The sequence below is a fragment of the Streptomyces sp. NPDC048600 genome, assembly GCF_055587025.1.
In genome coordinates this window covers 287,026-308,242 of sequence record NZ_JBVJGZ010000002.1, presented here as the reverse complement: position 1 = coordinate 308,242, position 21,217 = coordinate 287,026, and the positions used below count along the sequence as shown (strand labels likewise).

The following is a 21,217-nucleotide window of genomic DNA, read 5'->3' as shown; positions in this document are numbered from 1 at the left end:
CCGCGCGTCCGCGCGCTGCTCAAGAGCCGCCCACGGCGTTCGGCACCTCGCTCAAGGGCAGGCCGCGCCGCTCAGTGGCGACCGACGCCGGCCGGCGCACCGGCCGGGCAGGGCAGGGCGGCCCGCGCCGCCCCGCCCGGGCGCACCGCGGGCGCGCGGCTCAGAAGCGGCCCGCGCCCAGGTCCCGCGACACCGCGCGGGCACAGTCCCGTACCGCCGCGATCAGCTCGGGGCGCAGCTCACCGTCGCGCGCCAGGCGCTCCACCGCGCCCGTGATGCCCACCGCGCCCACCGGCATCCGCCGCCGGTCGTGGATGGGCGCGGCCACGGACGCCACGCCCTCCCAGGTCTCCTCCACGTCCGCCGCGTAGCCACGCGCGCGTGAGATGTCGAGGATCTGCTCGAAGGCGTCCAGCTCGCACACCGTGCGGTCCGTGAAGGCCTTGCGGTCCGCCTCGATCGCCTCGCTGTGGGCCACCGGGTCGTACGCCGACAGCACCTTGCCCAGAGCCGTGGAGTGCAGCGGCTGCATGGCCCCGATCTCCAGCACTTGACGGCTGTCGTCCGGACGGAAGACGTGGTGCACGATCAGCACGCCCTGCTGGTGCAGGACCCCCAGATAGACGCTCTCGCCGCTGGAACGGGCCAGGTCGTCCGTCCACACCAGCGCCCGCGCCCGCAACTCGTGCACATCCAGATAGGTCGTGCCCAGGCGCAGCAGTTCCGCGCCCAGCTGATAGCGGCCCGACGCCTCGTCCTGCTCCACGAAGCCCTCCAGCTGGAGGGTGCGCAGGATGCCGTGCGCGGTCCCCTTGGCGAGGCCCAGCGAGGAGGCGATGTCCGACAGGCCCAGCCGTCGCTCGCCGCCCGCGAGCAGACGCAGCATCGCCGCAGCCCGCTCGAGCGACTGGATGTTCCGTGCCATCGCCGTCCTGCCTCCGTCCCCTTCGACCGCCGAGCGGTCACGCTCCCGGTCGTTCACCGGCGCCACCGTCGTGGTCCGGCGTCCTCGCCGCTCGACACTGTCCATCGTTCGGCAATGTCGAACACTACCGGTCGATGCCAACCCACCGCTAATGTTCGGCAGCAACTCGCTCGCCGCTCGTATGCCACTCGCGCGCCACTCGGATGCCGCATGGCGCGCGGTTCGGGCTCCGCTCGGTCGCCACATGGTGAGCCACACCCACCCCGCCCGTCACCTGCGGGGTCCGCATCAACCGGAGCGAACCCCGGCGCGCGCCCACTCGTCCGGGTGGTGGACGCCCCTGACCACGCCCGTCCGGTCCCGGCTACCCTGGCGGCGTGCGCCTTCCTCGGGAAGCTCCCCATGGGCTTCACCACAAGGGGCGCAAAGCCGACAGCCGTCGCACCCGAGGGAGCCCTTCATGGCCTCTGTGCCGCCGACCCCTTCCGCCGACAGCCGGACCCGCGCGTCCGCGCTCCGCCAGGCACTCGCCACCCGTGTGGTGGTCGCCGACGGAGCCATGGGCACGATGCTCCAGGCCCAGGACCCGACCCTGGAGGACTTCCAGAACCTCGAGGGCTGCAACGAGGTCCTCAACGTCACCCGCCCCGACATCGTGCGCTCCGTCCACGAGGCGTACTTCGGGGCCGGCGTCGACTGCGTCGAGACCAACACCTTCGGCGCCAACCTCAGCGCGCTGGGCGAGTACGACATCGCCGACCGCATCGAGGAACTCTCCGAGGCCGGAGCGCGCATCGCCCGCGAGACCGCCGACGACTTCACCGCGCGCACCGGACAGCAGCGCTGGGTCCTCGGCTCCATCGGCCCCGGCACCAAGCTGCCCACGCTCGGCCACACCACCTTCACCGCGATCCGCGACGCCTACCAGAAGAACGCCGAGGGACTCCTCGCCGGCGGCGCGGACGCCCTGCTCGTCGAGACCACGCAGGACCTCCTGCAGACCAAGGCCTCCGTCGTCGCCGCCCGCCGCGCCATGGCCACCGCCGGCTACGACGTGCCGCTGATCGTCTCCGTCACCGTCGAGACCACCGGCACCATGCTGCTCGGCTCCGAGATCGGCGCCGCCCTGACGGCCCTGGAGCCGCTCGGCATCGACATGATCGGCCTGAACTGCGCCACCGGCCCCGCCGAGATGAGCGAGCACCTGCGCTATCTCGCCCGCAACGCCCGCATCCCGCTGTCCTGCATGCCCAACGCCGGCCTGCCCGTGCTCACCTCCGACGGCGCCCACTACCCGCTCACCGCGCCCGAGCTCGCCGACGCGCAGGAGAACTTCGTCCGCGACTACGGCCTCTCCCTGATCGGCGGCTGCTGCGGCACCACCCCCGAGCACCTGCGCCAGGTCGTCGAACGCGTCCGCGACCTCACCCCCGCCGAGCGCAGCCCCCGCCCCGAGGCCGGCGCCGCCTCCCTCTACCAGACCGTGCCCTTCCGCCAGGACACCTCCTACCTGGCCATCGGCGAGCGCACCAACGCCAACGGCTCCAAGAAGTTCCGCGAGGCCATGCTGGAGGCCCGCTGGGACGACTGTGTCGAGATGGCCCGCGAACAGATCCGCGAAGGCGCGCACATGCTCGACCTGTGTGTCGACTACGTGGGCCGCGACGGCGTCGCCGACATGGAGGAACTCGCCGGCCGCTTCGCCACCGCCTCCACCCTGCCCATCGTGCTCGACTCCACCGAGGTCGACGTCATCGAGGCCGGCCTGCAGAAGCTCGGCGGCCGCGCCGTGATCAACTCGGTGAACTACGAGGACGGCGACGGCCCCGAGTCCCGCTTCGCCAAGGTCACCGCGCTGGCGCGGGAGCACGGCGCCGCGCTGATCGCCCTCACCATCGACGAGGAGGGCCAGGCCCGCACCCCCGAGAAGAAGGTCGAGATCGCCGAACGGCTCATCGACGACCTCACCGGGAACTGGGGCATCCGCGAGGAAGACATCCTCATCGACACCCTGACCTTCACGATCTGCACCGGTCAGGAGGAGTCCCGCCGCGACGGCATCGCCACCATCGACGCGATCCGCGAGCTCAAGCGCCGCCACCCCGACGTGCAGACCACCCTCGGCCTGTCCAACATCTCCTTCGGCCTCAACCCGGCCGCCCGCATCCTGCTGAACTCCGTCTTCCTCGACGAGTGCGTCAAGGCGGGCCTGGACTCCGCGATCGTCCACGCCTCCAAGATCCTGCCGATCGCCCGCTTCAGCGAGGAAGAGGTCCGCACCGCCCTCGACCTGATCCACGACCGCCGCAGCGAGGGCTACGACCCGCTCCAGAAGCTGATGGCCCTCTTCGATGGCGCCACCGCCAAGTCCCTCAAGGCCGGCAAGGCCGAGGAACTCGCCGCGCTCCCGCTCGAGGAGCGCCTCAAGCGGCGCATCATCGACGGCGAGAAGAACGGCCTGGAAGCCGACCTCGACACGGCCCTGCAGACCCGCCCGGCGCTCGACATCGTCAACGAGACCCTCCTGGACGGCATGAAGGTCGTCGGCGAACTCTTCGGCTCCGGCCAGATGCAGCTGCCCTTCGTCCTGCAGTCCGCCGAGGTCATGAAGACCGCCGTCGCCCACCTCGAACCGCACATGGAGAAGACCGACGAGGCCGGCAAGGGCACCATCGTCCTCGCCACCGTCCGCGGCGACGTCCACGACATCGGCAAGAACCTCGTCGACATCATCCTGTCCAACAACGGCTACAACGTCGTCAACCTGGGCATCAAGCAGCCGGTCTCCGCGATCCTGGACGCCGCCGAGGAACACCGCGCCGACGTCATCGGCATGAGCGGCCTCCTGGTCAAGTCCACCGTGATCATGAAGGAGAACCTGGAGGAGCTCAACGCCCGCGGCCTCGCCGCCGACTACCCCGTCATCCTCGGCGGCGCCGCCCTCACCCGGGCCTACGTCGAGCAGGACCTGCACGAGATCTACGAGGGCGAGGTCCGCTACGCCCGCGACGCCTTCGAGGGCCTGCGCCTGATGGACGCCCTCATCGGCGTCAAGCGCGGCCTGCCGGGCGCCAAGCTGCCCGAGCTCAAGCAGCGCCGGGTCCGCGCCACCGCCGCCGCGGCCGTCGAGGAGCGCCCCGAGGAGGGCCACGTCCGCTCCGACGTCGCCGTCGACAACCCCGTCCCCACCCCGCCCTTCTGGGGCACTCGCGTCGTCAAGGGCATCCAGCTCAAGGAGTACGCCTCCTGGCTCGACGAGGGCGCCCTGTTCAAGGGCCAGTGGGGCCTGAAGCAGGCCCGCACCGGCGAGGGACCCACCTACGAGGAGCTCGTCGAGACCGAGGGCCGCCCGCGGCTGCGCGGCCTCCTGGACCGGCTCCAGACCGAGAACCTGCTGGAGGCGGCCGTCGTCCACGGCTACTTCCCGTGCGTCTCAAAGGACGACGACCTGATCATCCTGGACGAGCAGGGCAACGAGCGCACCCGCTTCACGTTCCCCCGCCAGCGCCGCGGCCGCCGGCTGTGTCTGGCCGACTTCTTCCGCCCGGAGGAGTCCGGCGAGACGGACGTCGTCGGCCTCCAGGTGGTCACCGTCGGCTCCCGCATCGGCGAGGAGACCGCCAGGCTCTTCGAGTCCAACTCCTACCGCGACTACCTCGAACTGCACGGCCTGTCCGTCCAGCTCGCCGAGGCGCTCGCCGAGTACTGGCACGCCCGCGTGCGCTCGGAGCTCGGCTTCGCGGGGGAGGACCCGACCGAGATCGAGGGCATGTTCGAGCTGAAGTACCGGGGCGCCCGCTTCTCCCTCGGCTACGGCGCCTGCCCCGACCTGGAGGACCGCGCCAAGATCGCCGACCTGCTCCAGCCCGAGCGCATCGGCGTCCAGCTGTCCGAGGAGTTCCAGCTGCACCCCGAGCAGTCCACCGATGCGATCGTCATCCACCACCCGGAGGCGAAGTACTTCAACGCCCGCTGAGGCCGTCCGGGGCCTGCCTCCGGCTGCTGAGCCTGTCCGGCGCCCGCCTCCGGCCGGTGAGGCCGTCCCGGCGCCCGCCGCCGGCCGGTGAGGCCGTCCCGGCGCCTGCCTCCGGCCGGTGAGCCCGTCCCGGCACCCGCCTCCGGCCGCCCCACAGGGCGGCCGGAGGCGCGCCACAGCGCCCCCAGGCGTACCGGCGGAGTGCCCTCCACACACGCCGATTAAACGAGGCACTCGCCGCATACGAGACGTACACTGGTCGGTCCGAGCAGGCCGGTTCCCGCAGGGGAACCGGCCTGCTGCTCCCTCAAGGAGGTACGCCGGATGACCACCACGGTCCCCGCACTCGGCACCCGCACGGCGGAAGGCTCTGCCCTCCAGGCCGTGCTCCTCGACATGGACGGCACCCTGGTGGACACCGAGGGGTTCTGGTGGGACGTCGAGGTCGAGGTGTTCGCCGGCCTCGGCCACACCCTCGACGACTCCTGGCGCCATGTCGTGGTCGGCGGACCGATGACCCGCAGCGCCGGGTTCCTCATCGAGGCGACCGGCGCGGACATCACCCTCGCCGAGCTGAGCGTCCGGCTCAACGAGGGCTTCGAGGACCGCATCTCCCGCGCCCTGCCGCTGATGCCCGGCGCCGCCCGGCTGCTCGCCGAGCTCGCCGCGCACGAGATCCCCACCGCCCTGGTGTCCGCCTCCCACCGGCGCATCATCGACCGGGTGCTGGCCTCGCTCGGCCCCCAGCACTTCCACCTCAGCATCGCCGGGGACGAGGTCCCGCGGACCAAGCCGCACCCCGAGCCGTATCTGTTCGCCGCCGCCGGCCTCGGTGCGGACCCGGCCAGATGCGCCGTCGTCGAGGACACCGCGACCGGCGTCGCCGCCGCCGAGGCGGCCGGCTGCCATGTCGTGGCCGTACCCTCCGTGGCCCCCATCGCCCCGGCCGCCCGCCGCACGGTCGTCGGCTCTCTCGAAGAGGTCGACCTGGCCTTCCTGCGCGGACTGCTCACCCCGGCGGCCTGACCGCCCGGGCAGGGCCCCGCGACCCGCCGCACACACCCGGTCGCACCCCGTCGCGAACGGTCGCAAAGGCGAATTCGCCGGACCCCGCAAACCCGCTCCCACCTGGGGGTCGACTCCGGCCGGATGGCCGAAATCCAGCTGATGTGAACGCCGTTGTCGATGTGAGGTTCGCCACCCCGGAGCCCCTCGACAGTGTGTTTGTCGTGTGCCGTCCGCCCCGATTTCCGCCCCAGTGACGGGCCCTTGTGTCCGGATTGGGGAGGCCTTGTGTGAAACCTTCCACTGTCGGGTTTTCGGTGTGTCCACTCCCGGTTTCGCAGCGTGATGGACAGCCCTCTCCGGCGACCGCGAACCCCCGCGCGGGCGCGCATTAATCTCGTCGCGAGAACATCACCCCCTTTTCCCGTGATCCCCGCGACACCACCCCTTGCTCGCGCGCAGCACGGAACTACAGCAGTGGAGTACCACCAGCATGAACCGCAAGACTTTGGTGCTGCCGGCCGTCATCGGCCTGCTCGCGCCGGTCCTCGCCGCCTGCGGCGGGACCGACGGTGCGGGTGACGGCGGCGGCTCGATCGCCGTCGGCACCACCGACCGGTTCATCGCGACCGACGACGCCCCCGCCCCCCTGGACCCCGCCTACGCCTACGACGTCGGCAGCTGGAACATCCTGCGCCAGACCGTGCAGACCCTGATGATCCAGCCCCGCGGCGAGGGCGAGCCCGTCCCGGAGGCCGCCGAGAGCTGCTCCTTCACCGACACCGGCAACGAGCGCTACGTCTGCACGCTCCGCGAGGACCTCAGCTTCGCCGACGGCAGCCCCGTCACCGCCAAGGACGTCAAGTACTCCATCGACCGGGCCCGGTCCATCAAGGCCGACTCCGGTGTCTTCGCCCTCCTCTCCGCGATCGACACCGTCGAGACCCAGGGCGACCGCGAGGTGATCTTCCACCTCAACAGCGCCGACGCCACCTTCCCGTACAAGCTGTCCACCCCCGTCGCCGGCATCGTCAACCCCGCCGACTACGACAAGGGCAAGCTCCGCGACGGCTTCGACGTGAACGGCTCCGGCCCCTACACGCTCAAGGCCGAGGTCGAGAACGGCGAGATGGTCAAGGCCGTGTTCAGCAAGAACGCCCACTACAAGGGCGCTCTCACCCTGAACAACGACAAGATCGAGATGAACTCCTTCAAGGACGCCTCCGCCATGGACGGCGCACTGAAGGGCGGTGACATCGACGTCATGACCCGCAGCATGACCCCCGAGCAGATCCAGCAGCTCAGCGTCGACCCGGGCGAGAACACCGAGCTGTTCGACATGCCCGGCCTGGAGATCCGCTACCTCGCCTTCAACACCGACGCCCCCAGCGTCCGCGACAAGGCCGTGCGCCAGGCCATGGCCCAGGTCATCAACCGCAGCGAACTGGTCTCCAAGGTCTACGGCGTCCAGGCCGAGCCCCTCTACTCGCTCGTCCCGGCCACCATCACCGGCCACTCCAACTCGTTCTTCAACAAGTACGGAGACCCCAGCGTCAGCAAGGCGGAGAACCTCCTCGCCGACGCCGACGTCAGCACCCCGGTGAAGCTGACCATGCACTACACCACCGACCACTACGGCGCCGCCACCAAGCGGGAGTTCGAAGTCCTGAGCAAGCAGCTGAACGACAGCGGCCTGTTCGACGTCTCCATCAAGGGGACCCCTTGGGACAGCTTCGTCCCCGCCCAGCGCAAGGGCTCCTACGACGTCTACGGCATGGGCTGGTTCCCCGACTTCCCCGACGCCGACAACTACATCGCGCCGTTCCTCGACGCCGACAACTTCCTCAAGTCCCCCTACACCAACAGCATCATCCGCAAGACCCTCATCCCGGAGAGCCGCCGCGAGGCCGACCGGGGCTCCGCCGCGACGAGCCTGACCGAGATCCAGGACATCGTCGCCGAGGACGTCCCCGTGCTGCCGCTGTGGCAGGGCAAGCAGTACCTCGCCACCAGCGACGACATCTCCGGCACCGCGTACGTACTCAACTCCTCCTCGACCCTTCAGCTGTGGGAGCTCAGCCGCGGTATGAGCGGCTGACGCACTCGCGAACCCCGGGGCCGGGACGGCGGCCCCGGGGATCCGGACCGGGACGCCGGTCCGGAACAATCCGCGAACGACGACAAGGCACAAGCACGTGAACATGCGCAACCACTGGCCGGTCCTGCCCATCGTGGCGGGTCTGGCCTCCGGCCTGCTGACCGGCTGCGGCTCGGACTCCGGTGACTCCGGCGACTCCGGCTCCACCGTGGTCATGGGGATGTCCGACGACGTCGTCGCCACCGACCCGGCCTCCGGCTACGACCCCGGCTCGTGGCTGCTGTTCAACAACGTCTTCCAGTCCCTGCTCAGCTTCCCCAACGGCGGCACCACGCCCGAGCCGGAACTCGCGGACACCTGCGACTTCTCCGACAACCAGGCCACCGTCTACAAGTGCACCCTCAAGGACGGCCTGAAGTTCAGCAACGGCGACAGCCTCACCTCCGAGGACGTCAAGTTCTCCTTCGACCGCCTGCTGAAGATCAACGACGACGCCGGCCCCGCGGTCATGTTCCCCGGCCTCGACACCATCGAGACCCCGGACGACAAGACCGTCGTCTTCCACCTCAAGGCCCCCGACGCCACCTTCCCCAGCAAGATCGCCTCCGGCGCCGGCTCCGTCGTCAACCACCGCGAGTACGACGACGGCAAACTCCGCGAGGACGGCAAGGCCAGCGGCTCCGGCCCCTACAAGCTCGAGTCCTACGGCGACGACGAAGCCGTCTTCACCGTCAACGAGAACTACAAGGGCACCGCCGACGTCCAGAACTCCGGCATCACCCTCAAGTTCTTCCACAGCGACCAGAAGGCCCTCAAGGCCGCCCTCCAGAAGGGCGAGATCGACATCGCCTACCGAGGCCTCAGCGCCGGCGACATCGCCGACATCGAAGCCTCCTCCGACGGCACCGGCATCGAGGTCGTCGAGGGCAGCAGCGCCGAGGTCCAGCACCTGGTCTTCAACATGGACGACCCGGTCGCCGGACAGCTCCCCGTCCGCAAGGCCATCGCCCTGCTCATCGACCGCGACGCCCTCATCAGCGACGTCTACGAGGGCACCGCCACCCCGCTCTACTCGATCATCCCCGCGGGCATCGACGGCCACAACACCGCCTTCTTCGACACCTACGGCGCCCGCCCCTCCCGCGACCGCGCCGAGGCGGTACTGCGCGAGGGCGGCATCACCGACAAGGTCAAGCTGACCCTGTGGTCCACCCCGTCGCGCTACGGCCCCGCCACGGACCAGGAGTTCAAGGCGATCGCCGAACAGCTCAACAGCAGCGGCCTGTTCGACGCCGAGGTCAAGTCCGTCGACTTCGAGCAGTACGAGAAGGACATAGCCGCGGGCAAGTACGGCGTCTACGTCAAGGGCTGGGTGCCCGACTACCCCGACGCCGACAACTTCACCTCGCTGTTCTTCGGTGAGGGCAACGTCCTCGACAACAACTACACCAACAAGACCATCACCGGCACGCTCATCCCGCGCACCTCCGGCGAGAGCAACCGCGCCGCCACCGAGAACGACTTCGACGAGCTCCAGCGGATCGTCGCCGACGAGATCCCCCTGCTGCCCGTCTGGCAGGCCAAGCAGTACGCCGTCGTCGCCGACGGTGTCTACGGCCTCGAGTACTGCCTCGACGCCTCCACGGTCTTCCGCTTCTGGGAACTCAACAAGTCCAAGTCCTGAAAAACCTCGAAGGGCGCCCCTCTCACACAAGAGGGGCGCCCTTCGCGTTTCCAGGGCAACGTGACTGCAACGCCCGAGCGCCGCCGACCTGCAACGTCCTAGGGGCGTGGGGCTGCACCACTCAGGGCCGCCGAACTGCAACGCCCCAGGGGCGCGGGGAACCGCGCGACAAGCCGAACACAACCCGCACCGGCCCCCTCACAGAACGCCCCTCACAGAACAGCTGCCAAACCGCCGGAGGCACCGTCACTGCTGGGCACCAGGCCGCACCAGCCCGCTCTCGTACGCGTACACCGCCGCCTGCACCCGGTCACGCAGCCCCAGCTTGGTCAGCACATGCCCGACATGCGTCTTCACCGTCGTCTCGCTGACGAACAGATCCGCCGCGATCTCCGCGTTCGACAGCCCCCGCGCCACCAGCTTCAGCACCTCCACCTCACGCTCGGTCAGCGTGTGCAGCGTGTCCGGCACCGGCTCGTCACCGGACGGCAGATGCGTGGCGTACTTGTCCAGCAGCCGCCGCGTGATGCTCGGCGCCAGCATCGCCTCGCCCGCGGCCACCACCCGGATCGCCTGCACCAGCTCATTCGCCGGGGCGTCCTTCAGCAGGAACCCACTGGCCCCCGCCCGCAGCGCCTCCACCACGTACTCGTCGAGATCGAAGGTCGTCAGCACCAGCACCTTCGCCGGGCCGTCCCGCCCCGGCCCGGTGATCTGCCGGGTCGCCTCCACACCGTCCATCCGCGGCATGCGGATGTCCATCAGAACCACATCGGGCTGAAGGGCCCGCACCTGATCGAGGGCTTGGAGCCCGTCTCCGGCCTCGCCGACGACCGCGATGTCCTGCTCCGCCTCCAGGATCATCCGGAAGCCCGTACGCAGCAGAGGCTGGTCGTCGACCAGTAGGACGCGGATGGCCACGTAAGTCTCCTTCGCTAGTCCGGCCCCATTCTGCCCTGCTCCACCACGGCCGACTCGGCCGCCCTCACCGGCAGCGGATACGGCGGGGGAGTACCCCCGAACTCCGGACAACGCGCCTGGTGATCGCACCAGCCGCACAACTTCGTCGGCCGCGGCCGCCAGTCCCCCGACTCCGTCGCCAGCCGGATCGCCTCCCACAGCGCCAGCAGCTTGCGCTCCACCCGCTCCAGATCCGCGAGCACCGGGTCGTACGTCAGCACGTCACCGCTGCCGAGATACACCAGCTGCAACCGCCGCGGCACCACGTTCTTCAGCCGCCACACCACCAGCGCGTAGAACTTCATCTGGAACAGCGCGCCCTCCGCGTACTCCGGCCGCGGCGCCTTGCCCGTCTTGTAGTCGACGATCCGCACGTCACCCGTGGGCGCCACGTCGACCCGGTCGATGATCCCGCGCAGCCTGAGCCCCGACTCCAGCTCCGCCTCGACGAACAGCTCCCGCTCCGCCGGCTCCAGCCGCGTCGGATCCTCCAGCGTGAACCACCGCTCCACCAGCTGCTCGGCCTCGCCCAGCCACCGCGCGAGCCGTTCGCCCTCCGGATCGTCGGAGAACAGCTCCACCACCTCCGGCCGCGACTCCCGCAGCCGGTCCCACTGCCCCGGGATCAGCGACTTGGCGCGCGGCGCCGTCCGCTCCGCCGCAGGCGCGTCGAACAGCCGCTCCAGCACGGCATGCACCAGCGTCCCCCTGGTCGCCGCCTCGCTCGGCTTCTCCGGCAGCCGGTCGATCACCCGGAACCGGTACAGCAGCGGACACTGCATGAAATCGCTCGCCCGTGAAGGAGACAGGGAAGCGGGCGCCGACACCGAGGCAGCCGGAACCGAGGCAACCGGCATGGGGCCGGCCACCGGCTCCCCGCCGCCCACCGTCGACCCGGCCTGTTCCGCACTCTCGCTGCTGCTCTCCATGCCGTAGAACTTTACGGCCCGCCACTGACAGTCACCCAGCCCCGGGAGCGGGCGGCCGAGTGCGCCGGTTGTGAAGGCCCCGCGGGCCGGCTGTGACGGGGGAGGGCGACTGGGGGTGCCGGGGCGGAACGTCCCGGGCGAGCCGCATACCATCGACCCCAGACCCTTCCGCCCGGCAGGCGCGGAAGACGCTTCGAACGAGGGGACAGCGTGGACGAGAGCGGCGGGAGCGGCCGGCCGCGGCCGGACGACACCGAGACGGCCGAGCACCAGCCGAACCACACGACCCCGCCTTCCACCCCCACGGACCCCGTCGACCCCGAGCCGACGGAGCCCGCGCCCCCGCCTGCCACGAACGCCCCCGACGGCGAGACGACGGAGCCGCCGGAGCCGACGGAGCCGACGTCACAGAGGCCCCGCCAGGAACCGGCCGGCCAGGAACCCGCCCCGCGTCCCGAGGCCCCCGAACCGACGACCGAGCCCGAGCCCCGGCCGGAGACCCCCGCAGCCGCGAGCGCGAGGCCCGAGCCCGAGACCCCGGCCACCCGGCACGACCCCAAGCCCGACCTCGAGAAGCCGGCCCCCCGCCCCGACACGGCCCCCGAGCCCGCCCCCCACACCCACCGCACCCTGGCCCACACCGAACCCGGCGCCCCCGCACACGCGCACAGCACCGAACCCCCGGCCGGCCTCGGCAAGGCCCAGCCCCCGAAGCGGCAGCGCGAACCCGGAGGCGGCATCCTCATGGGCCGCCCCTTCGGCGTCCCCGTCTACGTCGCCCCCAGCTGGTTCCTCGTCGCCGCACTGATCACCTGGGTCTTCGGCGGACAGCTCGACCGCGTCCTGCCCGAACTCGGCGGCGCCCGCTACCTCGTCTCTCTCTTCTTCGCCGTCGTCTTCTACGCCTCCGTCCTCATCCACGAACTCGCCCACACCGTGGCCGCCCTCCGCTTCAAACTCCCCGTCCGCCGCATCCAGCTCCAGTTCTTCGGCGGCGTCTCCGAGATCGAGAAGGAAGCCGAGACCCCCGGTCGCGAGTTCTGGCTCGCCTTCGTCGGCCCCCTCCTCTCCCTCGCCCTCGCCGGCGTCTTCTACGCCGCCATGCAGACCGTCGAACCCGGCACCGTCCCCGGCGTCCTCCTGGCCGGCCTGATGATCTCCAACCTCATCGTCGCCGCCTTCAACCTCCTGCCCGGCCTCCCCCTCGACGGCGGCCGCATGCTCCGCGCCGTCGTCTGGAAGATCACCGGCAAACCCATGAGCGGCACCGTCGCCGCCGCCTGGGTCGGCCGCGCCCTCGCCGTCGCCGTCCTCATCGGCCTCCCCCTGCTCACCCAGTCCGGCCTCCTCGGCAGCGACGCCGTCGACAACGTCGGCATGGACACCGTCATGGACGCCCTGCTCGCCGCGATCCTCGCCGCGATCATCTGGACCGGCGCCGGCAACAGCCTGCGCGTAGCCCGCCTGCGCGAGCACCTCCCCGAACTGCGCGCCCGCACCCTCACCAGACGAGCCGTCCCCGTCCAGTCCGACACCCCCCTCTCCGAAGCCCTCCGCCGCGCCAACGCCGCCGGAGCCCGCGCCCTCGTCGTCGTCGACCCCGACGGCCACCCCGTCTCCCTCGTCCGCGAAGCCGCCATCGTCGGAGTCCCCGAACACCGCCGCCCCTGGGTCGCCGTCAGCGGCCTCGCCCAGGACCTCACCGACGGCATGCGCGTCTCCGCCGAACTCGCCGGCGAAGACCTCCTCGACACCCTGCGCGCCACCCCCGCCACCGAATACCTCGTCGTCGAGGACACCGGCGAGATCTACGGCGTCCTGTCCGCCGCCGACGTCGAGCGCGCCTTCGTCAAAGCCATGGCCCGCCCCTCCTGACCGCCCCCACCACCCCGGCCACGTGGTCAGCCACCCCCACAAACCCCGGTAGGCTGGTCACATGTCCGAACCGACCGGTGCCGCCCGCAGGCGCGGGCCCTTCAAGGTCGGGGACCAGGTACAGCTGACCGACCCCAAGGGCCGCCACTACACGTTCACGCTCGAAGCCGGGAAGAACTTCCACACGCACAAAGGAAGCTTCCCGCACGACGAACTGATCGGCGCACCCGAGGGCAGCGTTGTCCGCACCACCGGAAACGTCGCCTACCTCGCGCTGCGCCCCCTGCTCCCCGACTACGTCCTGTCCATGCCCCGAGGGGCAGCCGTCGTCTACCCGAAGGACGCGGGGCAGATCCTCGCCTTCGCCGACATCTTCACCGGCGCCCGAGTCGTCGAGGCCGGCGTCGGCTCCGGCTCGCTCAGCAGCTTCCTGCTGCGCGCCATCGGCGACCAGGGCATGCTGCACTCCTACGAGCGCCGCCAGGACTTCGCCGACATCGCCCAGCAGAACGTGGAACGCTACTTCGGCGGCCCCCACCCCGCCTGGCAGCTCACCGTCGGCGACCTCCAGGACAACCTCACCGACACCGACGTCGACCGCGTCATCCTCGACATGCTCGCCCCCTGGGAATGCCTGGAAGCCGTCTCCAAGGCCCTCGTCCCCGGCGGCATCCTCTGCTGCTACGTCGCCACCACCACCCAGCTCGCCCGGACTGTCGAGTCCATCCGCGAGATCGGCTGCTTCAACGAGCCGACCGCCTGGGAGACGATGATCCGCAACTGGCACATCGAGGGCCTCGCCGTCCGCCCCGACCACCGCATGATCGGCCACACCGGCTTCCTCCTCACCGCCCGCCGCCTCGCCGACGGCGTCGAGCCGCCCATGCGCCGCCGCCGCCCCGCCAAGGGCGCCTACGGCGAGGACTACTCCGGCCCCAACGCCGACGGAGGCATCGGCGGCCGCTGACCCGGCCCGCCACCCCTCCAACGCCACAGCGCCGTGACGGAGTTCCCGCTACCCAGCCGGAACTCCGCCACGGCGCTTCCTCGTTGACCCCGGCCCCAGCGCCCCACAGGCCCGTCGGCACAACTCCCACCCCCGCCGTTCCCCCACGCTGTGACGTGTGGCACCATGCAGGCCACCCCCCCACCGGCACAGCCCTCACGGGAGACACTCCTAGTGCAGCACTCCGCCGTCCCGGAACTGGCACACACGCACACCCGACCCATCCACTGGCTCGCCACCGCGACCGCACTCGCCGGAGTCGTCGCGCTCTCCTCGGTCGTGCAGCCCGACTCGGCGACCGCCGCACAGACCCCCGGCAGCGACCCCCGCACCGCCCCGGCCGCCGCGCCCCCGGCCACCACCGGAGTCGACTTCCCCCTGGACTGTGGTCCCGTGAAACTCGTGATCGCCAGGAAAGCCGCCGGAGACCTGGACGGCGACGGCCGGCCCGAGACCGTCGCCGTCGTGCACTGCGACGCCGGCATGAGCACCCCGCCCGACGCCCTCTACGTCCTCACCCAGGGCGCCGACGACACACGCGCGCGCGTGGTCGCCACCCTCGTCGACCCCAAGGACCGCCAGAAGGTCACCAAACTCGCCGTCCACCAGGGCGCCGTACACGCCGACCTGCTCGGCTACAGCTCACCCAAGGTGCCCACCTGCTGCCCCGACGTCACCGACACCGTGAAATGGCAGTGGAAGAACGGCGCGTTCGAGCGCTCGACACCCGCCCAAGCACGCAGCGTGTGACACCGGTTACCGGACGGTGTGAGAAATCAGACACCCGCCACAGAACGCGCAGGAACCCTCACTGAGCGTCCGGGCCGTACACCTCGACCCCGTCCGCGACCCGGCGGACATGGATGCACTCACCCGGACACTCCCGCGCCGAGTCCACCACGTCCGTCAGCAACGGCAACGGCACCGGAGTCGTCGCACCCTGCTCCTGCAACAGCTCGTCCCCAGGGCTCTTCACATACGCCAGACCGTCGATGTCCAGCTCGAACACCTCAGGCGCGTACTGCACACAGATCCCGTCGCCCGTGCACAGATCCTGATCGATCCAGACCTCCAGCGCCTCACCGGCGCCGACGACGTCCTGCTGCACGGTCATCTCTCCTGCCATCTTCCTTCGCCGGACCTTTCGGGAACCTTCCAGGCCCTGACGGGTGTTGAACACCTTGACCCTACCTCCGCCCGCTTCCCCACCGTGTTCGGTGGGTATTCCCCTGGCGTGAGGGAGAGCGCAAGGGTGAAGATCGGACACACCCCTACAGTCTTTGTGATCTAGGGGTTTCAATCGACACCCACCCAGGTAGGGTCTGGAAGCGTCCAGCTCCCCTTGGAGGAGGTGAGGACCGTGGCAGCCCACGACGACGACATGAACCGCGGCATCCGCCCGGGACGAGGGTCCGACGACCCCGCCGGGCAGATTGCCTACCTTGAGCAGGAGATCGCCGTCCTGCGACGTAAGCTCGCCGACTCTCCGCGACACACGAGGATTCTCGAAGAGCGGATCGTCGAGCTGCAGACCAACCTGGCCGGCGTGTCCGCCCAGAACGAGCGACTCGCCAACACCCTCCGTGAGGCCCGCGACCAGATCGTGGCCCTCAAGGAAGAAGTCGACCGGCTCGCACAGCCACCGGCCGGCTTCGGAGTGTTCCTGGAAGCCAACGAGGACGGCACCGCCGACATCTTCACCGGCGGCCGCAAACTCCGGGTCAACGTCAGCCCGAGCGTCGAACTCGACGACCTCAGGCGCGGCCAGGAAGTCATGCTCAACGAAGCGCTCAACGTGGTCGAAGCCATGGCGTACGAGCGCGTCGGAGACATCGTCACCCTCAAGGAGATCCTCGAGGACGGCGAACGAGCCCTCGTGCTCGGGCACACCGACGAGGAACGGGTGGTACGGCTCGCCGAGCCGCTGCTGGACGTCACCATCCGCCCCGGCGACGCCCTCCTGCTCGAACCCCGCTCCGGCTACGTCTACGAGATCGTCCCCAAGAGCGAGGTCGAAGAACTCGTTCTCGAAGAAGTCCCCGACATCGGCTACGAGCAGATCGGCGGCCTCGGCGGCCAGATCGAAGCCATCCGCGACGCGGTCGAGCTGCCGTACCTCTACCCGGACCTCTTCAAGGAGCACGAACTGCGCCCGCCCAAGGGCGTCCTGCTCTACGGACCCCCCGGATGCGGAAAGACGCTCATCGCCAAGGCCGTCGCCAACTCACTGGCCAAAAAGGTCGCCGAGGTCACCGGCCAGGCCGCCGGCAAGAGCTTCTTCCTCAACATCAAGGGCCCCGAGCTCCTCAACAAATACGTCGGCGAGACCGAGCGCCAGATCCGGCTCGTCTTCCAGCGAGCCCGTGAGAAGGCCAGCGAGGGCACCCCCGTCATCGTCTTCTTCGACGAGATGGAATCCCTCTTCCGCACTCGCGGCTCCGGAGTCAGCTCGGACGTGGAGAACACCATCGTCCCCCAGCTGCTCGCCGAGATCGACGGTGTCGAAGGCCTGCAGAACGTGGTCGTGATCGGCGCCTCCAACCGCGAGGACATGATCGACCCCGCCATCCTGCGCCCCGGCCGGCTCGACGTGAAGATCAAGATCGAGCGCCCCGACGCCGAAGCCGCCAAGGACATCTTCGGCAAGTACCTCACCGAACGCCTCCCCCTGCACGCCGACGACGTCGGCGAGCACGGCGGCAGCAAGACGACCACCGTCGAAAGCATGATCCAGACGGCCGTCGAGCACATGTACGCGGAATCCGAGGAGAACCGCTTCCTGGAGGTCACCTACGCCAACGGCGACAAGGAAGTCCTCTACTTCAAGGACTTCAACTCCGGCGCCATGATCGAGAACATCGTGGGCCGCGCCAAGAAGATGGCGATCAAGGACTTCCTCGACCACAACGCAAAGGGCCTCCGCGTCTCCCACCTCCTCCAGGCATGCGTGGACGAGTTCAAGGAGAACGAAGACCTGCCCAACACCACCAACCCCGACGACTGGGCCAGGATCTCCGGAAAGAAGGGCGAGCGGATCGTCTACATCCGTACCCTCATCACCGGAAAGCAGGGCGCGGACACCGGACGCTCCATCGACACGGTGGCCAACACCGGACAGTACCTGTAAGAACAGGGCGGCTGCGGGTGCCCACCACCGGGTACCCGCAGCCGACTGCTTTCCGGGCACAGCCGGACAGGCCAAAGACGCAAATGATCTCCACACCAGCGCAGAGCCGTTCTAGGCTCTTCGGTACCGCCGAGTCGCGCAGTGCGGGGACGGGCACCGCACACGCAACCCAGCGCCAGCGGTACGTGAGCGGCGCCCACGACCGAGGACGCCGCCGGGCAAGGAGGGCCGCATGACCGTACGGCGAGTAATGGGCATCGAGACGGAGTACGGCATCTCCGTCCCCGGCCACCCCAACGCCAATGCCATGCTCACCTCGTCCCAGATCGTCAACGCCTACGCCGCGGCGATGCACCGGGCCCGCCGGGCCCGCTGGGACTTCGAGGAGGAGAACCCGCTCCGTGACGCGCGAGGCTTCGACCTCGCCCGCGAAGCCGCCGACTCCAGCCAGCTCACCGACGAGGACATCGGCCTGGCCAACGTCATCCTCACCAACGGCGCCCGGCTCTACGTCGACCACGCCCACCCCGAATACAGCGCCCCCGAGGTCACCAACCCCCGCGACGCCGTCCTCTGGGACAAGGCCGGCGAACGCATCATGGCCGAAGCCGCCGAACGCGCCGCAGCGCTCCCCGGCGCCCAGCCCATCCACCTCTACAAGAACAACACCGACAACAAGGGCGCCTCCTACGGCACGCACGAGAACTACCTGATGAAGCGGGAAACCGCCTTCTCCGACATCGTGCGCCACCTCACGCCCTTCTTCGTCAGCCGCCAGGTCTTCGCCGGAGCCGGCCGCGTCGGCATCGGCCAGGACGGCCACGAACACGGCTTCCAGCTCAGCCAGCGCGCCGACTACTTCGAGGTCGAGGTCGGACTGGAGACCACCCTCAAACGCCCCATCATCAACACCCGCGACGAACCCCACGCCGACGCCGAGAAGTACCGCCGCCTGCACGTGATCATCGGCGACGCCAACCTCTCCGAGATCTCGACCTACCTCAAGCTGGGCACCACCGCCCTCGTCCTGTCGATGATCGAGGACGGCTTCATCGCCGTCGACCTCGCCGTGGACCAGCCCGTCCGCACCCTCCACCAGGTCAGCCACGACCCCTCGCTCAAGCGGCTCGTCACCCTCCGCAGCGGCCGCACACTCACCGCCGTACAACTCCAGATGGAGTACTTCGAACTCTCCCGCAAGTACGTCGAGGAACGCTTCGGCGCCGACGCCGACGACCAGACCAAGGACGTCCTCGCCCGCTGGGAGGACACCCTCACCCGGCTCGAGAACGACCCCATGAGCCTCGCCGGCGAACTCGACTGGGTCGCCAAACGCGAACTCATGGAGGGCTACCGCCGCCGCGACGGCCTCGACTGGGACGCCGCCCGCCTCCACCTCGTCGACCTCCAGTACGCCGACGTACGGGCCGAGAAGGGCCTCTACAACCGCCTCGTCGCCCGCGGCCGCATGAAACGCCTCCTGGACGAGACGGAGGTCGAGCGGGCCAAGTCCTCGCCTCCCGAGGACACCCGCGCCTACTTCCGAGGCCGCTGCCTCGACCAGTACGCCGACGACGTGGCCGCGGCCTCCTGGGACTCGGTCATCTTCGACCTCCCCGGCCGCGACTCCCTCCAGCGCGTCCCAACCCTGGAACCGCTACGCGGAACGCGAAATCACGTCAAGGAGCTCCTCGACCGCTGCCGCACCGCGGAAGAGCTGGTCAGGGTGCTCTCGGGCAACTGAAACACCGGTCGAGCACCACTGGACCGGACCCCGCGACCGGGGTGGAAATCCCGGCGCGAGGGAATCATCGAGATGGCCCCGGAACGTTGAACAAACGCGGGGCCGATGTCGGACCCGGCTTGTAGGGTCTGATCATCACCGATCGGCAGCAAAGCCGAACTGCCGACCATGTCGGGCAACAGAGCGGGGTGAGGGTTATGGCGACCAAGGACACCGGCGGCGGCCAGCAGAAGGCCACGCGCTCTACTGAAGAGGTCGAGGAGCAGGCGGCGGAGGCACAGGCTTCCGAGGACCTCAAGGAGCGCCACGAGAAGCTGAGCGACGACGTGGACTCCGTTCTCGACGAAATCGATGACGTACTCGAGGAAAATGCCGAGGATTTCGTTCGAAGCTTCGTGCAAAAAGGCGGCGAGTAAAGGCTATCGGGTCGCATTGCCTTCGAAGTGAAGGTGGCGGGGGATGGCTGACGAAACGCCCGACAAGCCGTGCAGCGGATGCGGGCGGAGAGTGCCGCTCAGCGCGTTCGCGCGCGACAGGAATCGGCGCGATGGCCTTCAGACGCGGTGCCGGGAGTGCGTGGCGGAGTACAGCGCCCAGCACTACCGGCGCCGCCGGGAGGCCATCGGCAAGCCCGTGCGGGAAAGGGTGGACGTCCCGCCCGGGCACAAGCTCTGCCGGACGTGCGGTGAGGTGAAGCCGCACAGTGAGTGGCATCGCAATGCGAGTGCGTCCGACGGTCTGTCCACGCGCTGCAAGACGTGCCGCGCCGTCCAGGGACGGCAAGGCCATCTGAAGCGTCAGTACGGCATGACGGAAGCCGAGCGGGACGAGCTGCTCGCCTCTCAAGGGGGCGTCTGCTGCATCTGTCTGGCGGCTCTCCCGGAACATGTGGATCACTGCCACAAGACGGGTAGGGTCCGAGGCGTACTGTGCTTCAGCTGTAATGCCGCGCTGGGGCAGTTCAAGGATCGGCCCGACGTCATGAGGCGGGCTGCAGCATATGTGGAAGGAATCGCGTGGAAGCCAACACTCGTAGCACCGGGCGTCTACCAGCTGCCTTCCTGACGCCTGGGTCCTCCTCGTTCATGGACTTCCTCTCCGAGCACCAGCCGGAGCTGCTGCCGGGGAAGAGGCAGCTGCCGCCCGTGAAGGGCGTGGTCGAGGCGCCGCACGGGACCACGATCGTCGGGGTCACGTTCCCCGGCGGGGTGGTGCTCGCCGGTGACCGGCGAGCGACCATGGGGAACATGATCGCTCAGCGGGACATCGAGAAGGTGTTCCCGGCGGACGAGTACTCGGCGGTGGGTATCGCCGGCACGGCCGGTCTGGCCGTGGAGATGGTGAAGCTGTTCCAGCTGGAACTGGAGCACTTCGAGAAGGTCGAGGGCGCGCAGCTGTCGCTGGAAGGCAAGGCGAACCGGCTGTCGACGATGATCCGGTCGAATCTGGGCATGGCGATGCAGGGTCTGGCCGTGGTGCCGCTGTTTGCCGGGTTCGATGTGGACCGGGGCAAGGGGCGGATCTTCTCGTACGACGTGACGGGTGGGCGTTCCGAGGAGCAGGGTTACGCCTCCACGGGTTCGGGTTCGATCTTCGCTCGTGGGGCGATGAAGAAGCTGTTCCGGGACGACCTGAGTGAGGAGCAGGCGACGACGCTGGTCGTGCAGGCGCTGTACGACGCGGCCGACGACGACTCGGCGACGGGTGGTCCCGATGTCGCTCGCCGGATCTATCCGATCATCACCGTGATCACGGAGGACGGTTTCCGTCGGCTGACGGAGGACGAGGCCTCGCAGATCGCGCGTTCGGTGCTGGAGCGTCGGCTTCAGGAGCCGGACGGTCCGCGGGCCGCGCTGCTGTAGCGGGCCGTCGGTTGTGCAAGGTGATC

17 protein-coding genes are annotated in these 21,217 nt (G+C 69.5%); 13 read left to right on the top strand and 4 right to left on the bottom strand.

The window, feature by feature from the left end:
• Window positions 1-160: 160 nt before the first annotated feature.
• Window positions 161-925, bottom strand: coding sequence for an IclR family transcriptional regulator (locus ACZ6SQ_RS03565; RefSeq protein WP_469556616.1), 765 nt, complete (start codon window positions 923-925; stop codon window positions 161-163).
• A 460-nt stretch (window positions 926-1,385) separates the two neighbouring features.
• On the opposite strand from ACZ6SQ_RS03565, the gene metH reads away from it, so the two are divergent.
• The 4 genes from metH (at window position 1,386) to ACZ6SQ_RS03545 (ending at window position 9,688) form a co-directional block, all read left to right on the top strand.
• Window positions 1,386-4,901 (top strand): methionine synthase, encoded by a 3,516-nt coding sequence (gene metH, locus ACZ6SQ_RS03560; RefSeq protein WP_469556319.1) that lies wholly within the window; start codon window positions 1,386-1,388, stop codon window positions 4,899-4,901.
• 324 nt (window positions 4,902-5,225) lie between these two features.
• Window positions 5,226-5,927 (top strand): HAD family hydrolase, encoded by a 702-nt coding sequence (locus ACZ6SQ_RS03555; protein ID WP_386377077.1) that lies wholly within the window; start codon window positions 5,226-5,228, stop codon window positions 5,925-5,927.
• Between the two features lie 472 nt (window positions 5,928-6,399).
• A complete protein-coding gene (locus ACZ6SQ_RS03550) occupies window positions 6,400-8,004 on the top strand; it encodes an ABC transporter substrate-binding protein (RefSeq protein WP_469556316.1) in 1,605 nt (534 codons plus the stop codon).
• Between the two features lie 97 nt (window positions 8,005-8,101).
• Window positions 8,102-9,688: an ABC transporter substrate-binding protein gene (locus tag ACZ6SQ_RS03545; RefSeq protein ID WP_469556314.1), complete on the top strand. Its 1,587-nt coding sequence runs from the start codon at window positions 8,102-8,104 to the stop codon at window positions 9,686-9,688.
• 246 nt (window positions 9,689-9,934) lie between these two features.
• On the opposite strand, the gene ACZ6SQ_RS03540 is transcribed toward ACZ6SQ_RS03545, so the two are convergent.
• Together ACZ6SQ_RS03540 and ACZ6SQ_RS03535 are read right to left on the bottom strand one after the other, a co-directional pair.
• The gene (locus ACZ6SQ_RS03540; RefSeq protein ID WP_356689794.1) at window positions 9,935-10,609 is read right to left on the bottom strand and encodes a response regulator transcription factor; all 675 of its coding nucleotides are present in this window, start codon (window positions 10,607-10,609) and stop codon (window positions 9,935-9,937) included.
• Window positions 10,610-10,623: 14 nt separating this feature from the next.
• A complete protein-coding gene (locus ACZ6SQ_RS03535) occupies window positions 10,624-11,430 on the bottom strand; it encodes a RecB family exonuclease (RefSeq protein ID WP_469556310.1) in 807 nt (268 codons plus the stop codon).
• Between ACZ6SQ_RS03535 and ACZ6SQ_RS03530 the strand changes: the two genes are divergently transcribed.
• From ACZ6SQ_RS03530 to ACZ6SQ_RS03515, 4 genes are all read left to right on the top strand, one after another.
• Window positions 11,429-11,584 (top strand): hypothetical protein, encoded by a 156-nt coding sequence (locus ACZ6SQ_RS03530; protein WP_469556307.1) that lies wholly within the window; start codon window positions 11,429-11,431, stop codon window positions 11,582-11,584. The two genes, ACZ6SQ_RS03535 and ACZ6SQ_RS03530, sit on opposite strands and share 2 nt — an antisense overlap.
• Window positions 11,585-11,787: 203 nt before the next feature.
• On the top strand, window positions 11,788-13,452 hold the full coding sequence (locus tag ACZ6SQ_RS03525) for a site-2 protease family protein (RefSeq protein WP_469556304.1): 1,665 nt from the start codon (window positions 11,788-11,790) through the stop codon (window positions 13,450-13,452).
• Between the two features lie 61 nt (window positions 13,453-13,513).
• Entirely contained in the window at window positions 13,514-14,419 is a 906-nt protein-coding gene (locus ACZ6SQ_RS03520) for a tRNA (adenine-N1)-methyltransferase (RefSeq protein WP_469556303.1), read from the top strand.
• 213 nt (window positions 14,420-14,632) lie between these two features.
• The gene (locus ACZ6SQ_RS03515; protein ID WP_469556301.1) at window positions 14,633-15,208 is read left to right on the top strand and encodes a hypothetical protein; all 576 of its coding nucleotides are present in this window, start codon (window positions 14,633-14,635) and stop codon (window positions 15,206-15,208) included.
• Window positions 15,209-15,266: 58 nt separating this feature from the next.
• Here ACZ6SQ_RS03515 and ACZ6SQ_RS03510 read toward each other — a convergent pair whose 3' ends face one another.
• Window positions 15,267-15,572: a ferredoxin gene (locus tag ACZ6SQ_RS03510; protein ID WP_389325904.1), complete on the bottom strand. Its 306-nt coding sequence runs from the start codon at window positions 15,570-15,572 to the stop codon at window positions 15,267-15,269.
• A 246-nt stretch (window positions 15,573-15,818) separates the two neighbouring features.
• Here ACZ6SQ_RS03510 and arc point away from each other — a divergent pair, with 246 nt between their 5' ends.
• The 5 genes from arc (at window position 15,819) to prcB (ending at window position 21,191) form a co-directional block, all read left to right on the top strand.
• The gene (arc, locus tag ACZ6SQ_RS03505) at window positions 15,819-17,585 is read left to right on the top strand and encodes a proteasome ATPase (RefSeq protein ID WP_386377086.1); all 1,767 of its coding nucleotides are present in this window, start codon (window positions 15,819-15,821) and stop codon (window positions 17,583-17,585) included.
• A 232-nt stretch (window positions 17,586-17,817) separates the two neighbouring features.
• A complete protein-coding gene (gene dop, locus ACZ6SQ_RS03500; RefSeq protein WP_469556297.1) occupies window positions 17,818-19,329 on the top strand; it encodes a depupylase/deamidase Dop in 1,512 nt (503 codons plus the stop codon).
• 197 nt (window positions 19,330-19,526) lie between these two features.
• Window positions 19,527-19,745 (top strand): ubiquitin-like protein Pup, encoded by a 219-nt coding sequence (locus tag ACZ6SQ_RS03495; RefSeq protein WP_031486664.1) that lies wholly within the window; start codon window positions 19,527-19,529, stop codon window positions 19,743-19,745.
• Window positions 19,746-19,788: 43 nt separating this feature from the next.
• Window positions 19,789-20,394, top strand: a complete 606-nt coding sequence (locus tag ACZ6SQ_RS03490; RefSeq protein ID WP_469556294.1) for an endonuclease VII domain-containing protein — start codon at window positions 19,789-19,791, stop codon at window positions 20,392-20,394.
• A complete protein-coding gene (gene prcB, locus ACZ6SQ_RS03485) occupies window positions 20,346-21,191 on the top strand; it encodes a proteasome subunit beta (protein ID WP_469556290.1) in 846 nt (281 codons plus the stop codon). The genes ACZ6SQ_RS03490 and prcB overlap by 49 nt, the downstream gene beginning before the upstream one ends.
• Window positions 21,192-21,217 lie beyond the last annotated feature (26 nt).

Coding starts and splice junctions, on each gene's coding strand:
- ACZ6SQ_RS03565 (WP_469556616.1), bottom strand. CDS start 925: ATGGCACGGAACATCCAGTCGCTCGAGCGGGCTGCGGCGATGCTGCGT.
- metH (WP_469556319.1), top strand. CDS start 1,386: ATGGCCTCTGTGCCGCCGACCCCTTCCGCCGACAGCCGGACCCGCGCG.
- ACZ6SQ_RS03555 (WP_386377077.1), top strand. CDS start 5,226: ATGACCACCACGGTCCCCGCACTCGGCACCCGCACGGCGGAAGGCTCT.
- ACZ6SQ_RS03550 (WP_469556316.1), top strand. CDS start 6,400: ATGAACCGCAAGACTTTGGTGCTGCCGGCCGTCATCGGCCTGCTCGCG.
- ACZ6SQ_RS03530 (WP_469556307.1), top strand. CDS start 11,429: ATGAAATCGCTCGCCCGTGAAGGAGACAGGGAAGCGGGCGCCGACACC.
- ACZ6SQ_RS03535 (WP_469556310.1), bottom strand. CDS start 11,430: ATGCAGTGTCCGCTGCTGTACCGGTTCCGGGTGATCGACCGGCTGCCG.
- ACZ6SQ_RS03520 (WP_469556303.1), top strand. CDS start 13,514: ATGTCCGAACCGACCGGTGCCGCCCGCAGGCGCGGGCCCTTCAAGGTC.
- ACZ6SQ_RS03510 (WP_389325904.1), bottom strand. CDS start 15,572: ATGACCGTGCAGCAGGACGTCGTCGGCGCCGGTGAGGCGCTGGAGGTC.
- dop (WP_469556297.1), top strand. CDS start 17,818: ATGACCGTACGGCGAGTAATGGGCATCGAGACGGAGTACGGCATCTCC.
- ACZ6SQ_RS03495 (WP_031486664.1), top strand. CDS start 19,527: ATGGCGACCAAGGACACCGGCGGCGGCCAGCAGAAGGCCACGCGCTCT.
- ACZ6SQ_RS03490 (WP_469556294.1), top strand. CDS start 19,789: ATGGCTGACGAAACGCCCGACAAGCCGTGCAGCGGATGCGGGCGGAGA.